Annotated in this window: 14 protein-coding genes; 10 read left to right on the forward strand and 4 right to left on the reverse strand. The window is 60.8% G+C overall.

Annotated elements, in window-relative coordinates; all coding sequences use genetic code 11:
* Positions 1 to 8: 8 nt before the first annotated feature.
* Positions 9 to 2495, forward strand: coding sequence for a circularly permuted type 2 ATP-grasp protein (locus BFW87_RS14265; protein WP_078740426.1), 2487 nt, complete (start codon positions 9 to 11; stop codon positions 2493 to 2495).
* Entirely contained in the window at positions 2495 to 3385 is an 891-nt protein-coding gene (locus tag BFW87_RS14270; protein WP_078740427.1) for a transglutaminase family protein, read from the forward strand. The genes BFW87_RS14265 and BFW87_RS14270 overlap by 1 nt, the downstream gene beginning before the upstream one ends.
* Before the next feature lie 140 nt (positions 3386 to 3525).
* Here the strand turns inward: BFW87_RS14270 and BFW87_RS31980 are convergent, their stop codons facing one another.
* On the reverse strand, positions 3526 to 3702 hold the full coding sequence (locus tag BFW87_RS31980; RefSeq protein ID WP_176159745.1) for a hypothetical protein: 177 nt from the start codon (positions 3700 to 3702) through the stop codon (positions 3526 to 3528).
* A gap of 333 nt (positions 3703 to 4035) precedes the next feature.
* Here BFW87_RS31980 and azu point away from each other — a divergent pair, with 333 nt between their 5' ends.
* On the forward strand, positions 4036 to 4482 hold the full coding sequence (gene azu / locus BFW87_RS14275) for an azurin (protein ID WP_078740428.1): 447 nt from the start codon (positions 4036 to 4038) through the stop codon (positions 4480 to 4482).
* 168 nt (positions 4483 to 4650) lie between these two features.
* Here the strand turns inward: azu and nadE are convergent, their stop codons facing one another.
* From nadE to BFW87_RS14290, 3 genes are all read right to left on the reverse strand, one after another.
* Positions 4651 to 5478, reverse strand: coding sequence for an ammonia-dependent NAD(+) synthetase (nadE, locus tag BFW87_RS14280; protein ID WP_078740429.1), 828 nt, complete (start codon positions 5476 to 5478; stop codon positions 4651 to 4653).
* 3 nt (positions 5479 to 5481) lie between these two features.
* Positions 5482 to 6696 carry a nicotinate phosphoribosyltransferase gene (pncB, locus tag BFW87_RS14285; protein WP_078740430.1) on the reverse strand — a complete coding sequence of 405 codons (1215 nt, stop codon included), beginning with the start codon at positions 6694 to 6696 and terminating at the stop codon, positions 5482 to 5484.
* 206 nt (positions 6697 to 6902) lie between these two features.
* Entirely contained in the window at positions 6903 to 7793 is an 891-nt protein-coding gene (locus tag BFW87_RS14290; protein WP_078740431.1) for a LysR family transcriptional regulator, read from the reverse strand.
* A gap of 153 nt (positions 7794 to 7946) precedes the next feature.
* Between BFW87_RS14290 and amaB the strand changes: the two genes are divergently transcribed.
* The 7 genes from amaB (at position 7947) to BFW87_RS14325 (ending at position 16382) form a co-directional block, all read left to right on the forward strand.
* The gene (gene amaB, locus BFW87_RS14295; protein WP_078740432.1) at positions 7947 to 9437 is read left to right on the forward strand and encodes an L-piperidine-6-carboxylate dehydrogenase; all 1491 of its coding nucleotides are present in this window, start codon (positions 7947 to 7949) and stop codon (positions 9435 to 9437) included.
* A 157-nt stretch (positions 9438 to 9594) separates the two neighbouring features.
* Positions 9595 to 10878: an L-pipecolate oxidase gene (amaA, locus tag BFW87_RS14300; protein ID WP_078740433.1), complete on the forward strand. Its 1284-nt coding sequence runs from the start codon at positions 9595 to 9597 to the stop codon at positions 10876 to 10878.
* Between the two features lie 386 nt (positions 10879 to 11264).
* Entirely contained in the window at positions 11265 to 12401 is a 1137-nt protein-coding gene (locus tag BFW87_RS14305) for a branched-chain amino acid ABC transporter substrate-binding protein (RefSeq protein ID WP_078740434.1), read from the forward strand.
* Positions 12402 to 12602: 201 nt separating this feature from the next.
* Positions 12603 to 13517 carry an ABC transporter permease subunit gene (locus BFW87_RS14310; RefSeq protein WP_003188099.1) on the forward strand — a complete coding sequence of 305 codons (915 nt, stop codon included), beginning with the start codon at positions 12603 to 12605 and terminating at the stop codon, positions 13515 to 13517.
* Between the two features lie 2 nt (positions 13518 to 13519).
* Complete coding sequence (gene livM, locus BFW87_RS14315) at positions 13520 to 14797, forward strand: high-affinity branched-chain amino acid ABC transporter permease LivM (protein WP_078740435.1); 1278 nt, start codon at positions 13520 to 13522, stop codon at positions 14795 to 14797.
* A complete protein-coding gene (locus tag BFW87_RS14320; RefSeq protein ID WP_078740436.1) occupies positions 14794 to 15669 on the forward strand; it encodes an ABC transporter ATP-binding protein in 876 nt (291 codons plus the stop codon). Before livM ends, BFW87_RS14320 begins: the two co-directional genes overlap by 4 nt.
* Positions 15666 to 16382 (forward strand): ABC transporter ATP-binding protein, encoded by a 717-nt coding sequence (locus tag BFW87_RS14325; protein WP_078740437.1) that lies wholly within the window; start codon positions 15666 to 15668, stop codon positions 16380 to 16382. Before BFW87_RS14320 ends, BFW87_RS14325 begins: the two co-directional genes overlap by 4 nt.
* Positions 16383 to 16416: the final 34 nt, after the last annotated feature.

Consider the following 16416-nt stretch of genomic DNA (forward strand, 5'->3'; position numbering starts at 1 on the left):
AGCGTTCCATGTCCGACTTGCTCGACCGTTACCCGCTGACCGCGGGCACTTATCATGAATTGCTGGATGACAGTGGCGCCGTGCGTGCCCACTGGCAGCGCTTGCTCGATCACCTGCAACGCAGTACACCAGCGCAACTGGCCCAGCGTCAGGCGCTGTTGACCCGCCAGATTCAGGAAAACGGCGTGACCTACAACGTCTACGCCGACCCCAAGGGCGCCGATCGCCCGTGGGAGCTGGATTTGCTGCCCCACGTGCTGGCCGCTGATGAGTGGCAGCAGCTGTCCGCCGGCATCGCCCAGCGTGCACGCCTGCTCAATGCCGTGCTGGCTGACCTGTATGGCCCGCAGCGCCTGATCAAGGAAGGCCTGCTGCCCGCGGAGCTGGTGTTTGGTCACAACAATTTCCTGTGGCCGTGCCAGGGCATTCAGCCGCCCGACGGCGCTTTCCTGCATCTGTACGCCGTGGACCTGGCGCGCACCCCGGATGGCCGCTGGTGGGTCACGGCCGACCGTACCCAGGCGCCCTCGGGCGCGGGTTATGCGCTGGAAAACCGCACCATCGTGTCCCGTGCGTTCCCGGACCTGTACCGCGATCTGCAGGTGCAGCACCTCACCGGCTTCTTCCGCACCTTGCAGGAAACCCTGGCCCGCCAGGCGCCCGGCGATGACCAGCCGCCGTTGATCGTGCTGCTCACGCCGGGGCGGTTCAACGAGAGCTATTTCGAACACCTCTACCTCGCACGCCAGCTCGGCTACCCGCTGGTGGAAGGTGGCGACCTCACCGTGCGCGACAGCACCGTGTTCCTGAAAACCCTCAGCGGCCTGCGTCGGGTGAACGCGATCATGCGTCGCCTGGACGATGACTTCTGCGACCCGCTGGAGCTGCGCACCGACTCCGCCCTCGGCGTGCCCGGCCTGCTCGATGCGGTGCGCCAGGGCAATGTGCTGGTGGCCAACGCCTTGGGCAGCGGCGTGCTGGAGTCCCCGGGTTTGCTCGGCTTTCTGCCGAAGATCAACGAGTTTCTGTTTGGCGAAGAATTGATTCTGCCGTCGATCGCCACCTGGTGGTGCGGTGAGGCGCCGGTGCTGGCGGAGGCGCTGGAGAAGTTGCCGGAGCTGCTGATCAAACCGGCGTTCCCGTCGCAAAGTTTCAGCCCGGTATTCGGCCGCGACTTGAATGATGAACAACGTCAGGCCCTGGCTGAACGCATGCGCGCGCGGCCTTATGCCTACGTCGCCCAAGAGCTGGCGCAGTTGTCCCAGGCACCGGTGTGGCACACGGTGGATGACCACTTGCAGCACCGCGCCATCGGCATGCGTGTGTACGCCGTGGCCAGCGATGAAGGCTATCGCGTGCTGCCCGGCGGGCTGACTCGAGTCGCCGCAGAGGCCGATGCCGAAGTGGTGTCGATGCAGCGTGGCGGCGCGAGCAAGGACACTTGGGTGCTTGGCGAGCGTGCCATCGGCGGCGAGCACTGGCGGGCGCAGCGGGCGATTGGTGCCCATGATTTGGTGCGTCGCGACCCTTATTTGCCGTCGCGGGTGGTGGAAAACCTGTTCTGGTTCGGCCGCTATTGCGAGCGTTGCGATGACAGCGCGCGTTGGTTGCGCATCGTGCTGGCGCGTTATGTCGACGGCGATGATCCGCTGGCCTTGCAGGCGGCGGTCGAGCTGGGCGAGAACCTGCGCCTGCTACCGGAAGAGGGCGAGTTGCCCGAGCGTCTGCTCGCGGCCTTGCTCGGTGATGACTGGCCTTCGAGCCTGCGGGCCAACCTGCAGCGCTTGCAGTGGGCGGCCTCCCAGGTGCGCGGCAAGTTGTCCCGGGAAAACTGGCAGGCCTTGGTGGAGCTGCAACGCGAAGCCATGGAGCTGGAAAGCGAAACGCCGGACTTCGGCGAGTTGCTGGATTTCCTCAACCGCTTGGTGATGTCGCTCGCGGCGCTGTCCGGGTTTGCGCTGGACGACATGACCCGCGACGAAGGTTGGCGCTTTTTGATGATGGGCCGGCGCATTGAGCGTCTGCAGTTTCTCAGCAGCAGTCTGGCGGCGTTCCTGCGTGGCGTGGCGGTGTTTGATCAGGCGGGGCTTGAGTGGTTGCTGGAGTTGGGCAACAGCAGCATCACGTATCGCTCGCGTTACCTGGCGGTGCCGCAGTTGATCCCGGTGCTCGACCTGCTGTTGCTGGATGAGCAAAACCCGCATGCCGTGTTGTTCCAGTTAAAACTGGTGAACCGCACGTTGCGTCGCCTCAACGATGACTTTGCCGTGCCACGGGAAACCGGGCTGGCGCCCCTGGTGGAACGCCTGTCGCGTTTTGACCTGGGTTGCCTGGAGAACCCGTTGTTTGGTGAGTCCAGCGTGCGAGCCGCGCTGGATGGCCTGGCCGACCTGCTGCAAGCGGTGGCCGATGAGAGTGGGCAAGTGTCGGATCGCCTCGCGTTGCGTCACTTTGCCCACGTGGATGATGTCAGCCAGCAGACGGTGTCGGTGTGATGAGTGCGCGTTATCAGATTTTCCACGACACCCATTACCACTACGACAGCCCGGTGTCCCTGGCCCAGCAACTGGCGCATTTGTGGCCACGGCCGTGCGCCTGGCAGCGTTGCACCTGGCAGCAGCTGGATATCAGCCCGCAGCCGTCTTCGCGCCGCGATGAGCTGGACGTGTTCGGCAACCCGATCACGCGGCTGGCGTTCGAGCGGCCCCACGATGAATTACTGGTGAATGCCGGGCTGACCGTGGAGGTGTTGGCACGGCCGGCACTGGACTTCCAGTTGTCGCCGCCGTGGGATCAGACCTGCGACAGCCTCACCTACAGCAGCCAGGCGCTGTCGCCGGAGCGGCTGGAAGCCTGTCGGTATCGCTTCGAGTCGCCTTATGTGCACCTGAAAAACACCTTTGTCGAGTTCTCCGAAAGCTGCTTCCCGCCCGGCAAGCCGTTGTTACTTGGTGTGCAGGCCTTGATGGAAAAGATCTTCAGTGAGTTCACCTTCGATGCCGAGGCCACGCAGGTCGCCACGCCGCTGGTGGAAGTGCTGGAGCGCCGGCGCGGCGTGTGCCAGGACTTCGCTCACCTGATGCTCGCTTGTTTGCGCTCACGGGGGCTGGCGGCGCGCTATATCAGCGGCTACCTGCTGACCCAGCCACCGCCCGGCCAGCCACGGCTGATCGGCGCCGATGCGTCCCATGCGTGGGTCTCGGTGTATTGCCCGGTGTCGGGCTGGGTGGATTTTGATCCGACGAACAATGTGCAGCCGGCACTGGAGCACATCACCCTGGCCTGGGGCCGGGACTTTTCCGATGTGTCGCCGTTGCGGGGGGTGATTCTGGGGGGAGGGAGCCATGACCCGGAGGTGCGGGTGACGGTGATGCCGCTGGAATAGACGCTTGCGGGCTAGCTTGTGTGGGAGCTGGCTTGCCTGCGATGGCAGCCACTCGATTTGACGGATACACCGAGTCGCCTGCATCGCGGGCAAGCCCGGCTCCCACATTAAGCCGGTTACAGCCTTTGCTGCGCTGCTGTTCAGGCCTGAGGCGGTGTTTCGGTGTCGTCTGCTGCCACTTCACCTTCGGCATCCGGGTTCAGTGCACCGGCTTCTTCGTCTGCAGCGGCTTTCTTGCGTTGCAGTTTTTCCTCTTTCTTCTGTTCCTTGGCCAAGTCTCTCTGACGTTTGGCGAAGGAGTAATTAGGTTTGGCCATGGGCGATCCTCTAGGGTCGAAGGTGAGGGTGGGCGGCGCGCAGCTGCCTTGGGTCGCTATGGTAGCAGCTTAGCAGCGCGCTTGGGCCTCACTTACCGCAGGCGTAAGCGGCCAGCAGGCCGTTGAAGAGTTGGTTGAGGTGCATGGCGATGGCTCCAGTGGTTGATGGGCCGATCATAGGCGGGTGGTGCTGCTTTGGCTGGTAGATTGTGTTGATCACGCTGATAGCCTAAAGTTGTATACAATCTGTTGATGCAGATCATAAGAATCTTTGCCAGCCTGATGCACCCTTGTCGCAATAAGCGTTTTTTAAACCCTGCCTTGGAGATTCACATGTTTGCCAAACTCGTTGCTGTTTCCCTGCTGACTCTGGCGAGCGGCCAGTTGCTTGCCGCAGAGTGCAAGGTCACCGTCGACTCTACCGACCAGATGTCTTTCAACACCAAAGCCGTTGAAATCGACAAAAGCTGCAAGACCTTCACCGTTGAACTGACCCACTCCGGCAGCTTGCCGAAAAACGTCATGGGTCATAACTGGGTGCTCACCTCTGCCGCCGACATGCCTGGCGTGGCCAGCGACGGCATGGCTGCCGGTATCGACAAGAACTATCTGAAAGACGGCGACACGCGCATCATCGCCCACACCAAGATCATCGGTGCCGGCGAGAAAGATTCGGTGACCTTCGATGTGTCGAAGCTGGCGGCCGGGACGGATTACGCGTTCTTCTGCTCGTTCCCGGGGCACATTTCGATGATGAAAGGCACTGTGACCCTGAAGTAACAGGGTTTCAGCGGCAAAAAAAGCGCCTTGCGGGGCGCTTTTTTGTGGGCGGTCAGTAGTACCGTGTCATCGTTCATCGCAGGCAAGCCAGCTCCCACATTTGATCGCATTCTCAGGCTGGAACTCGGTCAAGTGTGGGAGCTGGCTTGCCTGCGATAGCGATCTACCTCACGGCGCGAACGGCATAACCCGCTTGTGCTCAGTCTTGCGGTAGGTCTCGCAAATAATCCTGAACGCTTCCTCACGCACCGGCTCGCCGTGCAGGAACGCATCGATCTCGGCGTAAGTCACGCCATGTGACGCTTCATCCGGCTTGCCTGGCGACAGGTCTTCCAGGTCCGCCGTCGGCACTTTCTCGACCAACGACTCCGGCGCACCAAAATGCCGTGCAATCGCACGCACCTGGTTTTTCACCAGCCCGCTCAACGGCGCGAGATCACAGGCGCCATCTCCGAATTTGGTGAAAAAGCCCATCACCGCTTCCGCTGCATGGTCGGTACCAATTACCAGGCCACCGGCCGCACCGGCGATGGTGTACTGCGCCACCATGCGCATGCGCGCCTTGGTGTTGCCCAGCACGAAATCACGGGACACCGCCGCCTTGCCTTCAAACGCCGCGACTTCATTGGCCAGGGATTTCACGGCCGGGCCGATGTTCACAGTGTGGCGCTCGTCCGGGTCGATAAAATCCACCGAGGCGGTGGCATCGAGTTCGTCGAACTGGGTTTCGTAGGGCAGGCGCACCGCAATAAACCGGTAAGCCTCATCACCCGTGCTGGCGCGCAGTTCTTTCATCGCGCGTTGGGCCAGCAGGCCTGCGGTGAGCGAGTCGACGCCACCGCTGATGCCCAGCACCAAGGTTTTGAGCCCGGAATTGCGCAGGCAATCCTGGATAAAGGCCACGCGGCGGGCGACTTCTGCTTCAAGGGCAGCCTGGTCGTTGAACGGCGCCTGGACCTTGAGCTGCTGCGCAATCTCACGCTGTACGGCTTGCATGATTCACTCCTTGCTGGAAAGGGCAGGTACTTTGAAAACGTGACGCAAATAGGCGACAAAATTCGGGTCGGTGCAGTGGGTCTTGCCCGCTTCATCGGAAATCTTCGCGACGGGCTGGCCATTGCAGGCCGTCATTTTAAGCACGATGCTCATCGGCTCAACACCTGGAATGTCACAGGTCAGGTTGGTGCCGATGCCGAAGCTCACATTAATGCGACCACGCAGCGCTCGGAAAATCTCCAGCGCCTTGGGCAGCGACAGGCTGTCGGAGAACACCAGGGTCTTGCTCATCGGCTCGATGCCGAGCTTGTGGTAGTGAGCGATGGCCTTTTCGGCCCACTGCACCGGGTCGCCGGAGTCGTGGCGCAGGCCGTCGAACAGCTTGGCGAAGTACAAATCGAAGTCGCCGAGGAACGCGTCAGTGGTGATGCAATCGGTCAGGGCGATGCCGAGCAGGCCACGGTATTCGCGAACCCAGCAATCGAGCGCGGCGATCTGACTGTCGATCAGGCGCGGCCCCAGTTGTTGGTGCGCCATGATCCACTCATGGGCCATGGTGCCGAGCGGCTTCATGCCGAATTCGCGGGCCAGGTGCACGTTGCTGGTGCCGACGAAGCGCCCGGGGAAGTCATGCTTGAGCACGCTGACCACTTCTTCCTGCACGCGGTACGAGAAGCGCCGGCGTGTGCCGAAATCCGCCACTTGCAGCTCGGATAATTCTTCGACGCTGGCGTTTGCCGTCAGCCAGTCAAACTTGCGGTACAGCTGCTCCCGGGCCTGTTCCAGGATCACGGTCTGGTAGCGGTAGCGGTTGCGTACTTCGCTGACGATGGCCAGCATCGGCACTTCAAACAGGATCACATGCAGCCACGGCCCGCGCAGGCGGATAAACAACTCGCCGTTTTCGATACCGGTTTGCACATAACGCAGGTTGAAGCGGAACAGCCCGAGGAAGCGCAAAAAGTCCGGTTTCATGAAACTGATGCGTTCCAGGAAACCCAACTGGTCAGGGCTCAGACTCAGCTCGGCAAGGCGCTCGATCTGGTAGCGGATCTCCGCCAGGTACGGGCGCAGGTCTTCGCTGTTACGGCAACGAAACTCCCATTCAACTTCCACGTTCGGGTAGTTGTGCAGCACCGCCTGCATCATGGTCAGCTTGTAGAAGTCGGTGTCGAGCAAGTTCTGCACGATGCGATCGGCAAACACACTCTCGCTCATAACGGGAATCTCCAGACGGGTCGGCGATGGGCGCCGGCCTTTACGCACAATTAAGGAATGGCGCTAGTGGCGCATAGACGTGGGTGGGTATGCCAGTGATTTTTTCAGTGCGGCCACCGGCCTTATCGCAGGCAAGCCAGCTCCCACCCTTGAAATGCGTTCCAAATGTGGGAGCTGGCTTGCCTGCGATAGCATTCTTACAGGCGCTAAAGCACTTGCTCCATCATCCACTTCACAAAATCCCTGACCTTCGGCACCTCCGCCGAATGCTCCGGATACGCCAGGTAATACGCATCCTCGCTCGGCATTGCATGCTGCCAGGGAATCACCAGCTTGCCTTCCGCCAGCTCTTCTTCCACCAGAAACCGTGGCAACAACGCCACACCACAGCCCACCTGCGCCGCACGAATGCACATATAAAAGGTGTCAAAACGCGGCCCGTGGTAGCTGTGTTCAGTCTGGTAGCCCTGGCTTGCGAACCAGTCATGCCAGCCCTGCGGCCGCGAGGCGTTTTGCAGCAGTACCAGGTTGCTCAGTTGCGTGGGGTCGGTAAACGGCTGCACTGGCAGGCTCTCGGGCGAGCAAACGGGCACCAGCTCTTCGCTGAACAACTTCAGGCTTTCGGTGCCGGGCCGTGAGCCCTGGCCGAAGTAAAAGGCCATGTCGGCCTTGCCTTGCAGCAGTTCGTCCGGCTCCTGCTCGTTGCACAGGTCCAGATGGATGTGCGGGTGCCGCAGCCGCCAACCCTTGAGGCGCGGGACCAGCCAGCGCGCGCCAAAGGTGTAGGGCGTGGACACGCGCAGCACTTCGGTCTCGCCGCCGTAGGAGCGCAAGTAGTGGGTGGACATCTCCACTTGCGTGAGAATTTTTCGTACTTCCACCAGGTACAAGTCGCCTGCCGGGGTCATCTGCAAGCGTCGGCGTACCCGGCGGAACAGCAGATGTTGCAGCAGCTCTTCCAACTGCGCCACCTGCTTGCTCACCGCGCTTTGCGTGAGGTTCAGCTCCTCGGCGGCGCGGGTGAAGCTCAAATGGCGGGTGGCCGCTTCGAAACACTGCAGGGCGGTGATCGAGGGCAAATGTCTTCTGTTCAGCACGGCACGCCTCTTTTTATTCTTTGCATGAATAAACGGAATGATATCTCGCCTAATCGTCGTTTGTTGGCAAGTCTTCAGCCAGCTACAAATAAGGTCTGGATCGCCGTGTCTGCAACGGCGCGAATTTTCTGTTTGAGATTGAAGGAGTGACCCATGGTTGCCGCATTGCTTGATCGTCTCGGGGTAAACCCGGCGCTGTACCAGTCGGGTAAACAACCCGTGCACTCGCCGATTGATGGCAGCCGTATCGGCAGCGTGCATTGGGAAGGTGCCGCCGAGGTGGAGCAGCAGGTCAGTCGCGCCGAGCATGCATTCGAGGCCTGGCGCAAGGTGCCTGCACCACGTCGTGGCGAGCTGGTGCGCCAGTTCGGCGACGTGTTGCGCGAATACAAGGCCGACCTCGGCGAGCTGGTGTCGTGGGAAGCCGGCAAGATCACTCAGGAAGGCTTGGGTGAAGTGCAGGAGATGATCGACATCTGCGACTTCGCCATTGGTCTGTCCCGCCAACTGTACGGTTTGACCATCGCCTCCGAGCGCCCGGGCCACCACATGCGTGAAACCTGGCACCCGCTGGGCGTGGTCGGCGTGATCAGCGCCTTCAACTTCCCGGTCGCCGTGTGGGCGTGGAACACCACGCTGGCGCTGGTGTGCGGCAACGCCGTGATCTGGAAACCGTCGGAAAAAACCCCGCTCACCGCCCTGGCCTGCCAGGCGCTGTTCGAGCGCGTGCTGAAAAAATTCACTGACGCCCCCGAGTACCTCAGCCAAGTGGTCATCGGTGGCCGCGACGCCGGCGCCGCACTGGTGGATGACCCGCGCGTGGCCCTGATCAGCGCCACCGGCAGCACCCGTATGGGCCGCGAAGTGGCGCCGAAAGTCGCGGCACGCTTCGCCCGCAGCATTCTGGAGCTGGGCGGCAACAACGCGATGATCCTCGGCCCAAGCGCCGACCTGGACATGGCCGTGCGCGCCATCCTGTTCAGCGCGGTCGGCACCGCTGGCCAGCGGTGCACCAGCCTGCGCCGCCTGATCGCCCACGAGTCGGTCAAGGAAGAAATCGTCACCCGCCTCAAGGCTGCGTACTCCAAAGTGCGCATCGGCCACCCGCTGGAAGGCAACCTGATCGGCCCGCTGATCGACAAGCACGGCTTCGAGAACATGCAGGACGCGCTGGAGCAGGCCTTGAGCGAAGGTGGCAAAGTGTTCGGTGGCAAGCGCCAACTGGAAGATAAATTCCCGAATGCCTACTACGTGGCACCGGCGATTGTGGAAATGCCTGAGCAAAGCGAAGTGGTGTGCACCGAGACCTTCGCGCCGATTCTGTATGTGATCGGCTATAAGGATTTCACCGAAGCGCTGCGCCTGAACAATGCCGTGCCTCAGGGCCTGTCGTCGTGCATCTTCACCACCGATGTGCGTGAAGCCGAGCAGTTCATGTCGGCGGTCGGCAGTGACTGCGGCATCGCCAACGTCAACATCGGCCCGAGCGGCGCAGAAATCGGCGGCGCGTTTGGCGGTGAGAAAGAGACCGGCGGCGGGCGTGAGTCGGGTTCGGATGCATGGCGCGGGTATATGCGTCGTCAGACCAATACCGTGAACTACTCGCTGGAATTGCCGCTGGCGCAGGGCATTACCTTCGACTGATCCCTCGAGTCGAAGTGAGGTCAATGTGGGAGCTGGCTAGCCTGCGATAGCGGTGGTGACTGACACACCGCTATCGCAGGCAAGCCAGCTCCCACAGTTGATTGGGTTCGCAAAGAAAAATAATAGTGGTTTGTTAGGTTTCATTCGGAGTCTGGCAATGGCATTACGCGAAGCATGTTTGTGGGAACACCTCACCCCTGGCCGGCCGGATCGTGCGGCGCTCAAGGGCGAGGTCAAGGTGGATGTGTGCGTGATCGGCGCCGGGATCACCGGTTTGTCCGCCGCCATTCACCTGCTGGAGCAGGGCAAGAGCGTGGTTGTGCTGGAGGCTCATCGCACAGGCCATGGCGGTTCAGGTCGCAACGTCGGGTTGGTTAACGCCGGCATGTGGATCCCGCCGGACGAGATCGAAGCCGGTTTCGGCGAAGCGGTGGGCAGTCAGCTCAACCGCATGTTGGGCGCGGCACCCTCGCTGGTGTTCAGCCTGATCGACAAATACAACATCGATTGCCAATTACGCCGCGAAGGCACCTTGCACATGGCGCATAACGCCCGGGGCGAGGCGGATTTGCGCAGTCGTGAAGAACAATGGAAGCGCCGTGGCGCGCCGGTCGAACTGTTGACCGGCCAGGCCTGTGAGCAGGCCACGGGCACCAAAAAGATCGCCGCGGCTTTGCTGGACAGGCGCGCCGGCACCCTGAACCCGATGGCGTACACCAGTGGTTTGGCCAACGCGGTTGCCGGGCTGGGCGGGCAGTTGTTCGATCATTCCCCGGTCACTCAGCTTGAGCGTCAGGGTTCACACTGGTCGGTGCAGACCGCCCAGGGCTCCGTGCAGGCGGCACAGGTGGTGATCGCCTCCAACGCCTACACCGAAGGCGAATGGACCGAGCTGCGTCGCAACTTCTTCCCCGGTTATTACTACCAGGTTGCCTCGGCCCCACTGACGGACGACGCCGCCCGACAAATCCTCCCGGGTGGTCAGGGCTCGTGGGACACGCGTCAGGTGTTGAGCAGCATTCGTCGCGATGCCAACGGCCGTCTGCTGCTGGGCAGCCTGGGCAATGGCAATCAGAAACCTGCGTGGTTCCTCAAAGCGTGGGCCGATCGGGTGCAGCAGCATTATTTCCCGTACCTCAAATCGGTGCAGTGGGAGTGCACCTGGACCGGCTGCATCGCTTTCACTCCGGACCACTTGATGCGGCTGTTCGAGCCGGCACCGGGCCTCGTGGCAGTTACGGGCTATAACGGGCGCGGCGTGACCACCGGCAGTGTGGTCGGCAAGGCGTTCGCCGATTATTTGTGTCACCAGAATCCCCAGGCGCTGCCGATTCCGTTCGCGCCGATGCAGCCGTTGGCCGGGGTGGGCCTGCGCAGTTGCTTATATGAAGCCGGGTTCTCGCTGTATCACGCGGGGCAATGCCTGAGGATCGTGATCTGATCAGCGAAATACCCCTCAAAAGCCTGCATTTTCTTAGCAGGCTACTAATCTGTATTGGTGCAAGTCGTAGCAATCGCGCACTGTAAATGTGCAGTTCCGTTACGCACGTTGTTACAGGTGTAGAAACTGTCGTTTATTCGTCTGGTTGCAGGTACGACCTGCTCGGGTTGTACTTTTTCGGTCCATTGGTTGCACCTCTCGGCGCTAGAGGGTTGCACGTGCTGGAGTGATGAGCCGAAACGCCTGTAATAACAATGACACGGTGTCTTTTCTGTTAATAAAAACGTAATGGCACGCGCTTTGCTCTGGGCTTTCCTTGAAAGTTTCAATCGGAAGTTCGTAGTGATTTCGTAGTGCCAATAAACAAAAACCTCGGAGCACCACTCATGTCCCAGACGTTTTACAAGAAAGGTTTTCTAGCCCTCGCCGTAGCAGCGGCGCTGGGTGTTTCTGCGTTTGTTCAAGCTGATGTGAAGATTGGCGTGGCAGGCCCGATGACCGGCGCCAACGCAGCTTTCGGTGAGCAGTACATGAAGGGTGCCCAAGCGGCAGCCGATGTGATCAACAAGGCCGGTGGCATCAACGGTGAGCAGATCAAGCTGGTAGCCGGCGACGACGCCTGCGAGCCCAAGCAAGCTGTGGCCGTGGCCAACCGCCTGGCAGACCAGGACAAAGTGATTGGCGTGGTCGGGCACTTCTGCTCCTCCAACACCATCCCGGCGTCCGAGGTGTACGACGAAGCGGGCATCATCATGATCACCCCGGGTTCTACCAACCCACAGGTGACCGAGCGTGGCCTGGGCGCCGTGTTCCGTATGTGCGGGCGTGATGACCAGCAAGGTATCGTCGCCGGCGACTACATCGTCGACGTGCTCAAGGGCAAGAAAGTCGCGGTCATCAACGACAAAGACACCTACGGCAAAGGCCTGGCCGATGCCACCGCTGCCCAGCTGACCAAGCGTGGCGTCAAGCCAGTGCTGGAAGAAGGCCTGACCCGTGGCGAGAAAGATTTCAGCGCCCTGGTCACCAAAATCCGCTCCACCGGTGCTGACGTTGTTTACTTCGGCGGCCTGCACCCGGAAGCCGGTCCTCTGGTTCGCCAGATTCGTGAAGCCGGCCTCAAAGACGTCAAGTTCATGTCCGATGACGGCGTAGTAACCGACGAACTGGTAGCAACCGCCGGTGGCAAACAATACGTGGATGGCGTGTACATGACCTTCGGCGCTGACCCGCGCCTGCTGCCAGACAGCAAGACCGTCGTTGAAGAGTTCCGCAAAAATGGCACCGAGCCAGAAGGCTACACCCTGTACGCCTACGCCTCGATCCAGGCCCTGGCTGCCGGTTTCAACGGTTCCAAGTCCAACAAAGGTGAAGATGCGGCCAAGTGGCTGAAATCCCACCCAGTGAAAACCGTGATGGGCGAAAAAGCCTGGGATTCGAAGGGCGACCTGAAAATCTCCGACTACGTGGTTTACCAGTGGGACAAAGACGGCAAATACCACCAGTTGGAAAAACAGAAGTAAGCCTGAGCGCCACAGATCCAATGTGGGAGGGGGCTTGCTCCCGATGGCGGTGTGTCAGTCACCAGATGTACAGCTGATCCACCGCAATCGGGAGCAAGCCCCCTCCCACAAGGAAGTGATGTCGTGATCGAGATCTGTCTTTTCCTCCAGAAGCGCCGCACACCCACCGGTGTGCAGGTGCTCACCGCGTGAGATTGCGTTATGGATGGTATTTTCCTGCAGCAACTGGTCAACGGCCTGACCCTCGGGTCGGTCTATGGCCTGATCGCCATCGGCTACACAATGGTCTATGGCATCATTGGCATGATCAACTTCGCCCACGGCGAGGTTTATATGATTTCCGCTTACCTCGCGGCGATCAGTCTGGCACTGCTGGCTTACTTCGGCATCGAGTCCTTCCCGCTGCTCATTCTCGGCACCCTGATCTTTACCGTGGTCGTCACTGGCGTTTACGGATGGGTTATTGAGCGTGTCGCCTACAAACCACTGCGCAACTCCACCCGACTGGCACCGCTGATCAGCGCCATCGGTATCTCGCTGATCCTGCAGAACTACGCCCAGATCGCACAGGGCGCCAAGCAACAAGGTATTCCCACTCTGCTGGCCGGGGCCTGGCGTGTCGACATCGGCACCGGCTTTGTTCAGTTGACGTACACCAAGGTGTTCATCCTGGTCGCAGCCTTCGCGGGCATGGCCTTGCTGACCTACATCATCAAATACACCAAACTCGGCCGCATGTGCCGCGCAACCCAGCAAGACCGCAAGATGGCCTCCATTCTCGGCATCAACACCGACCGTGTGATCTCCTACGTGTTTGTCATCGGTGCCGCCATGGCCGCCCTGGCCGGTGTGTTGATCACGCTCAACTACGGCACCTTCGACTTCTATGCCGGCTTTATCATCGGCATCAAGGCGTTCACCGCAGCGGTACTCGGCGGCATCGGTTCCCTGCCTGGGGCCATGCTCGGCGGGATCATCCTGGGTATCTCCGAGTCGCTGTTCTCCGGGTTGATCAATTCCGACTACAAAGACGTGTTCAGTTTCTCCCTGCTGGTGGTGATTCTGATCTTCCGTCCCCAGGGCCTGCTGGGTCGCCCACTCGTGGCTAAGGTGTAAACATGTCTGCTGCCAAACCCATCGATATCAAGAAAAGTCTGGTCGATACGGTCCTCGCCGGGTTGATTTCCCTGATCGTGTTCGGTCCGATCGTCGGCGTGGTCCTCGACGGCTACAGCTTCAACCTGGAACCTGCGCGTGTCGGGCTGCTGGTCGCCATTGTGATGGCCGGTCGCTTTGCCTTGAGCCTGTTCCTGCAAACCCCCAGGGGCCTGAAGATTCTGCAAGGCTTCGAAAGCAGCGGCTCGGGCGTGCACGTGCTGCCGCCGGACTACAAATCCCGCCTGCGCTGGATCATTCCGGCATTGATCGTGATTGCCATCGTGTTCCCGATCTTTGCCAACAAGTACCTGCTCACCGTGGTGATTCTCGGGCTGATCTACGTGCTGCTCGGGCTTGGCCTGAACATCGTGGTCGGCCTGGCGGGCCTGCTCGACCTGGGTTACGTGGCGTTCTACGCCATCGGTGCCTACGGCTTGGCATTGGGCTATCAATACCTGGGCCTGGGTTTCTGGAGTGTGCTGCCTTTGGCCGCCATCGCGGCGGCGCTAGCGGGGTGCATACTCGGGTTCCCGGTGCTGCGAATGCACGGTGACTATTTGGCCATCGTGACCCTGGGCTTTGGTGAAATCATCCGACTGGTGCTGAATAACTGGCTGTCGTTTACCGGTGGCCCGAACGGCATGCCGGTGCCTTCGCCAACGTTCCTCGGCCTGGAGTTCGGGCGCAAAGCGAAGGATGGCGGGATTCCGTTCCACGAGTTCTTTGGTCTCGATTACAACCCCAACATCAAGTTCATCTTCATCTATATCGTGCTGTTCCTGGTGGTGCTGGCCGTGCTCTACATCAAGCACCGTCTGACCCGTATGCCGGTGGGCCGCGCCTGGGAAGCCTTGCGCGAAGATGAAATCGCCTGTCGCTCCATGGGCCTGAACCACGTGCTGGTCAAACTCTCGGCATTCACCATTGGCGCCTCCACTGCCGGTCTGGCCGGGGTGTTTTTTGCCAGCTATCAGGGCTTCGTCAACCCGTCGTCGTTTACCTTCTTCGAATCGGCACTGATCCTGGCGATCGTGGTGTTGGGCGGCATGGGCTCGACGGTGGGCGTGGTGATCGCGGCGTTCGTATTGACCGTCGCGCCTGAATTGCTGCGCGGGTTCTCTGAATACCGCGTGCTGCTGTTCGGCGTGTTGATGGTGGTGATGATGATCTGGCGCCCACGCGGCCTGATCCGGATCAGCCGAACCGGTGTTACGCCACGCAAGGGGGTAGCGCCATGAGCAAGGAAGTCGTCCTCTCCGTGGAACACTTGATGATGCACTTCGGTGGCATCAAGGCCTTGAGCGATGTGAGCCTCAAGGTCGAACGCAATTCGATCTTCGCCCTGATCGGCCCCAACGGCGCCGGTAAAACCACCGTGTTCAACTGCCTCACGGGTTTCTACAAGGCCAGTGGTGGCAAGATCCAATTGAACATTCGCGGCAAGCAGACCAACGTCATCCAGTTGCTCGGCGAACGCTTCAAGGCCGCCGACTTTGTCTCGCCGAAAAGCTTCTTCAGCCGTGTGTACTACAAGATGTTCGGCGGTACCCACCTGGTGAATCGTGCAGGTTTGGCGCGGACGTTCCAGAACATTCGCCTGTTCAAGGAAATGTCGGTGCTGGAAAACCTGCTGGTGGCCCAGCACATGTGGGTCAACCGCAACATGCTCGCGGGCATCCTCAACACCAAGGGTTACCGCAAGGCTGAAAGCGATGCGCTCGACCACGCCTTCTACTGGCTGGAAGTGGTGGACCTGGTGGACTGCGCCAACCGCCTGGCGGGTGAGCTTTCCTACGGCCAACAGCGCCGCCTGGAAATTGCCCGCGCCATGTGCACCCGGCCGCAGATCATCTGTCTGGACGAACCGGCAGCGGGCCTCAACCCGCAGGAAACCGAAGCCCTCAGCGCGATGATTCGCCTGCTGCGCGACGAACACGACCTTACGGTGGTGCTGATCGAACACGACATGGGCATGGTGATGAGTATTTCCGACCACATCGTGGTGCTCGACCACGGCAACGTGATCGCCGAAGGCGGGCCGGACGCGATCCGCAACGACCCGAAAGTGATTGCCGCCTACCTGGGCGCTGACGAAGAGGAGCTGGTATGAGCGGGCCTATCCTCGAAATGAAGGACCTGGACGTGTTTTACGGCCCGATCCAGGCCCTGAAAAAAGTCTCGCTGCACATCAACGAAGGCGAAACCGTGAGCCTCATCGGCTCCAACGGCGCGGGCAAGTCCACGCTGCTGATGTCGATCTTCGGCCAGCCGCGTGCCGAGTCGGGGCAGATCCTCTACAACGGCGTCGACATCACCCACAAGTCGTCCCACTACATTGCCTCCAACGGCATTGCGCAGTCGCCGGAAGGGCGGCGGGTATTCCCCGACATGACTGTCGAGGAAAACCTGCTGATGGGCACCATCCCGATTGGCGACAAGTACGCCCAGGAAGACATGCAGCGCATGTTCGAGTTGTTCCCGCGGCTCAAGGAACGGCGCACCCAACGTGCCATGACCATGTCCGGTGGCGAGCAGCAAATGCTCGCCATCGCCCGCGCACTGATGAGCCGGCCCAAGCTGTTGCTGCTGGACGAACCGAGCCTGGGCCTGGCGCCGATTGTGGTGAAGCAGATCTTCGCCACCCTGCGCGAACTGGCGGCTACCGGCATGACCATCTTCCTGGTGGAGCAGAACGCCAACCACGCGCTGCGCTTGTCGGACAGGGCGTATGTGATGGTCAACGGCGAGATTCGCCTGACGGGCACCGGCAAGGAATTGCTGGTGAATGAGGAAGTGCGCAACGCCTACCTCGGCGGGCACTGATTTAAATAACACTGCAGAACCCACTGTGGGAGCC

This window comes from Pseudomonas fluorescens, assembly GCF_002022275.1.
GTDB classification, from domain to species: Bacteria; Pseudomonadota; Gammaproteobacteria; order Pseudomonadales; family Pseudomonadaceae; genus Aquipseudomonas; species Aquipseudomonas fluorescens_AJ.

Bases quoted from the DNA above. Each gene is read 5' to 3' on its own strand.
- BFW87_RS14265 (WP_078740426.1), top strand. From the start codon at position 9: ATGTCCGACTTGCTCGACCGTTACCCGCTGACCGCGGGCACTTATCAT.
- BFW87_RS14270 (WP_078740427.1), top strand. From the start codon at position 2,495: ATGAGTGCGCGTTATCAGATTTTCCACGACACCCATTACCACTACGAC.
- BFW87_RS31980 (WP_176159745.1), bottom strand. From the start codon at position 3,702: ATGGCCAAACCTAATTACTCCTTCGCCAAACGTCAGAGAGACTTGGCC.
- azu (WP_078740428.1), top strand. From the start codon at position 4,036: ATGTTTGCCAAACTCGTTGCTGTTTCCCTGCTGACTCTGGCGAGCGGC.
- nadE (WP_078740429.1), bottom strand. From the start codon at position 5,478: ATGCAAGCCGTACAGCGTGAGATTGCGCAGCAGCTCAAGGTCCAGGCG.
- pncB (WP_078740430.1), bottom strand. From the start codon at position 6,696: ATGAGCGAGAGTGTGTTTGCCGATCGCATCGTGCAGAACTTGCTCGAC.
- amaB (WP_078740432.1), top strand. From the start codon at position 7,947: ATGGTTGCCGCATTGCTTGATCGTCTCGGGGTAAACCCGGCGCTGTAC.
- amaA (WP_078740433.1), top strand. From the start codon at position 9,595: ATGGCATTACGCGAAGCATGTTTGTGGGAACACCTCACCCCTGGCCGG.
- BFW87_RS14305 (WP_078740434.1), top strand. From the start codon at position 11,265: ATGTCCCAGACGTTTTACAAGAAAGGTTTTCTAGCCCTCGCCGTAGCA.
- BFW87_RS14310 (WP_003188099.1), top strand. From the start codon at position 12,603: ATGGATGGTATTTTCCTGCAGCAACTGGTCAACGGCCTGACCCTCGGG.
- livM (WP_078740435.1), top strand. From the start codon at position 13,520: ATGTCTGCTGCCAAACCCATCGATATCAAGAAAAGTCTGGTCGATACG.
- BFW87_RS14320 (WP_078740436.1), top strand. From the start codon at position 14,794: ATGAGCAAGGAAGTCGTCCTCTCCGTGGAACACTTGATGATGCACTTC.
- BFW87_RS14325 (WP_078740437.1), top strand. From the start codon at position 15,666: ATGAGCGGGCCTATCCTCGAAATGAAGGACCTGGACGTGTTTTACGGC.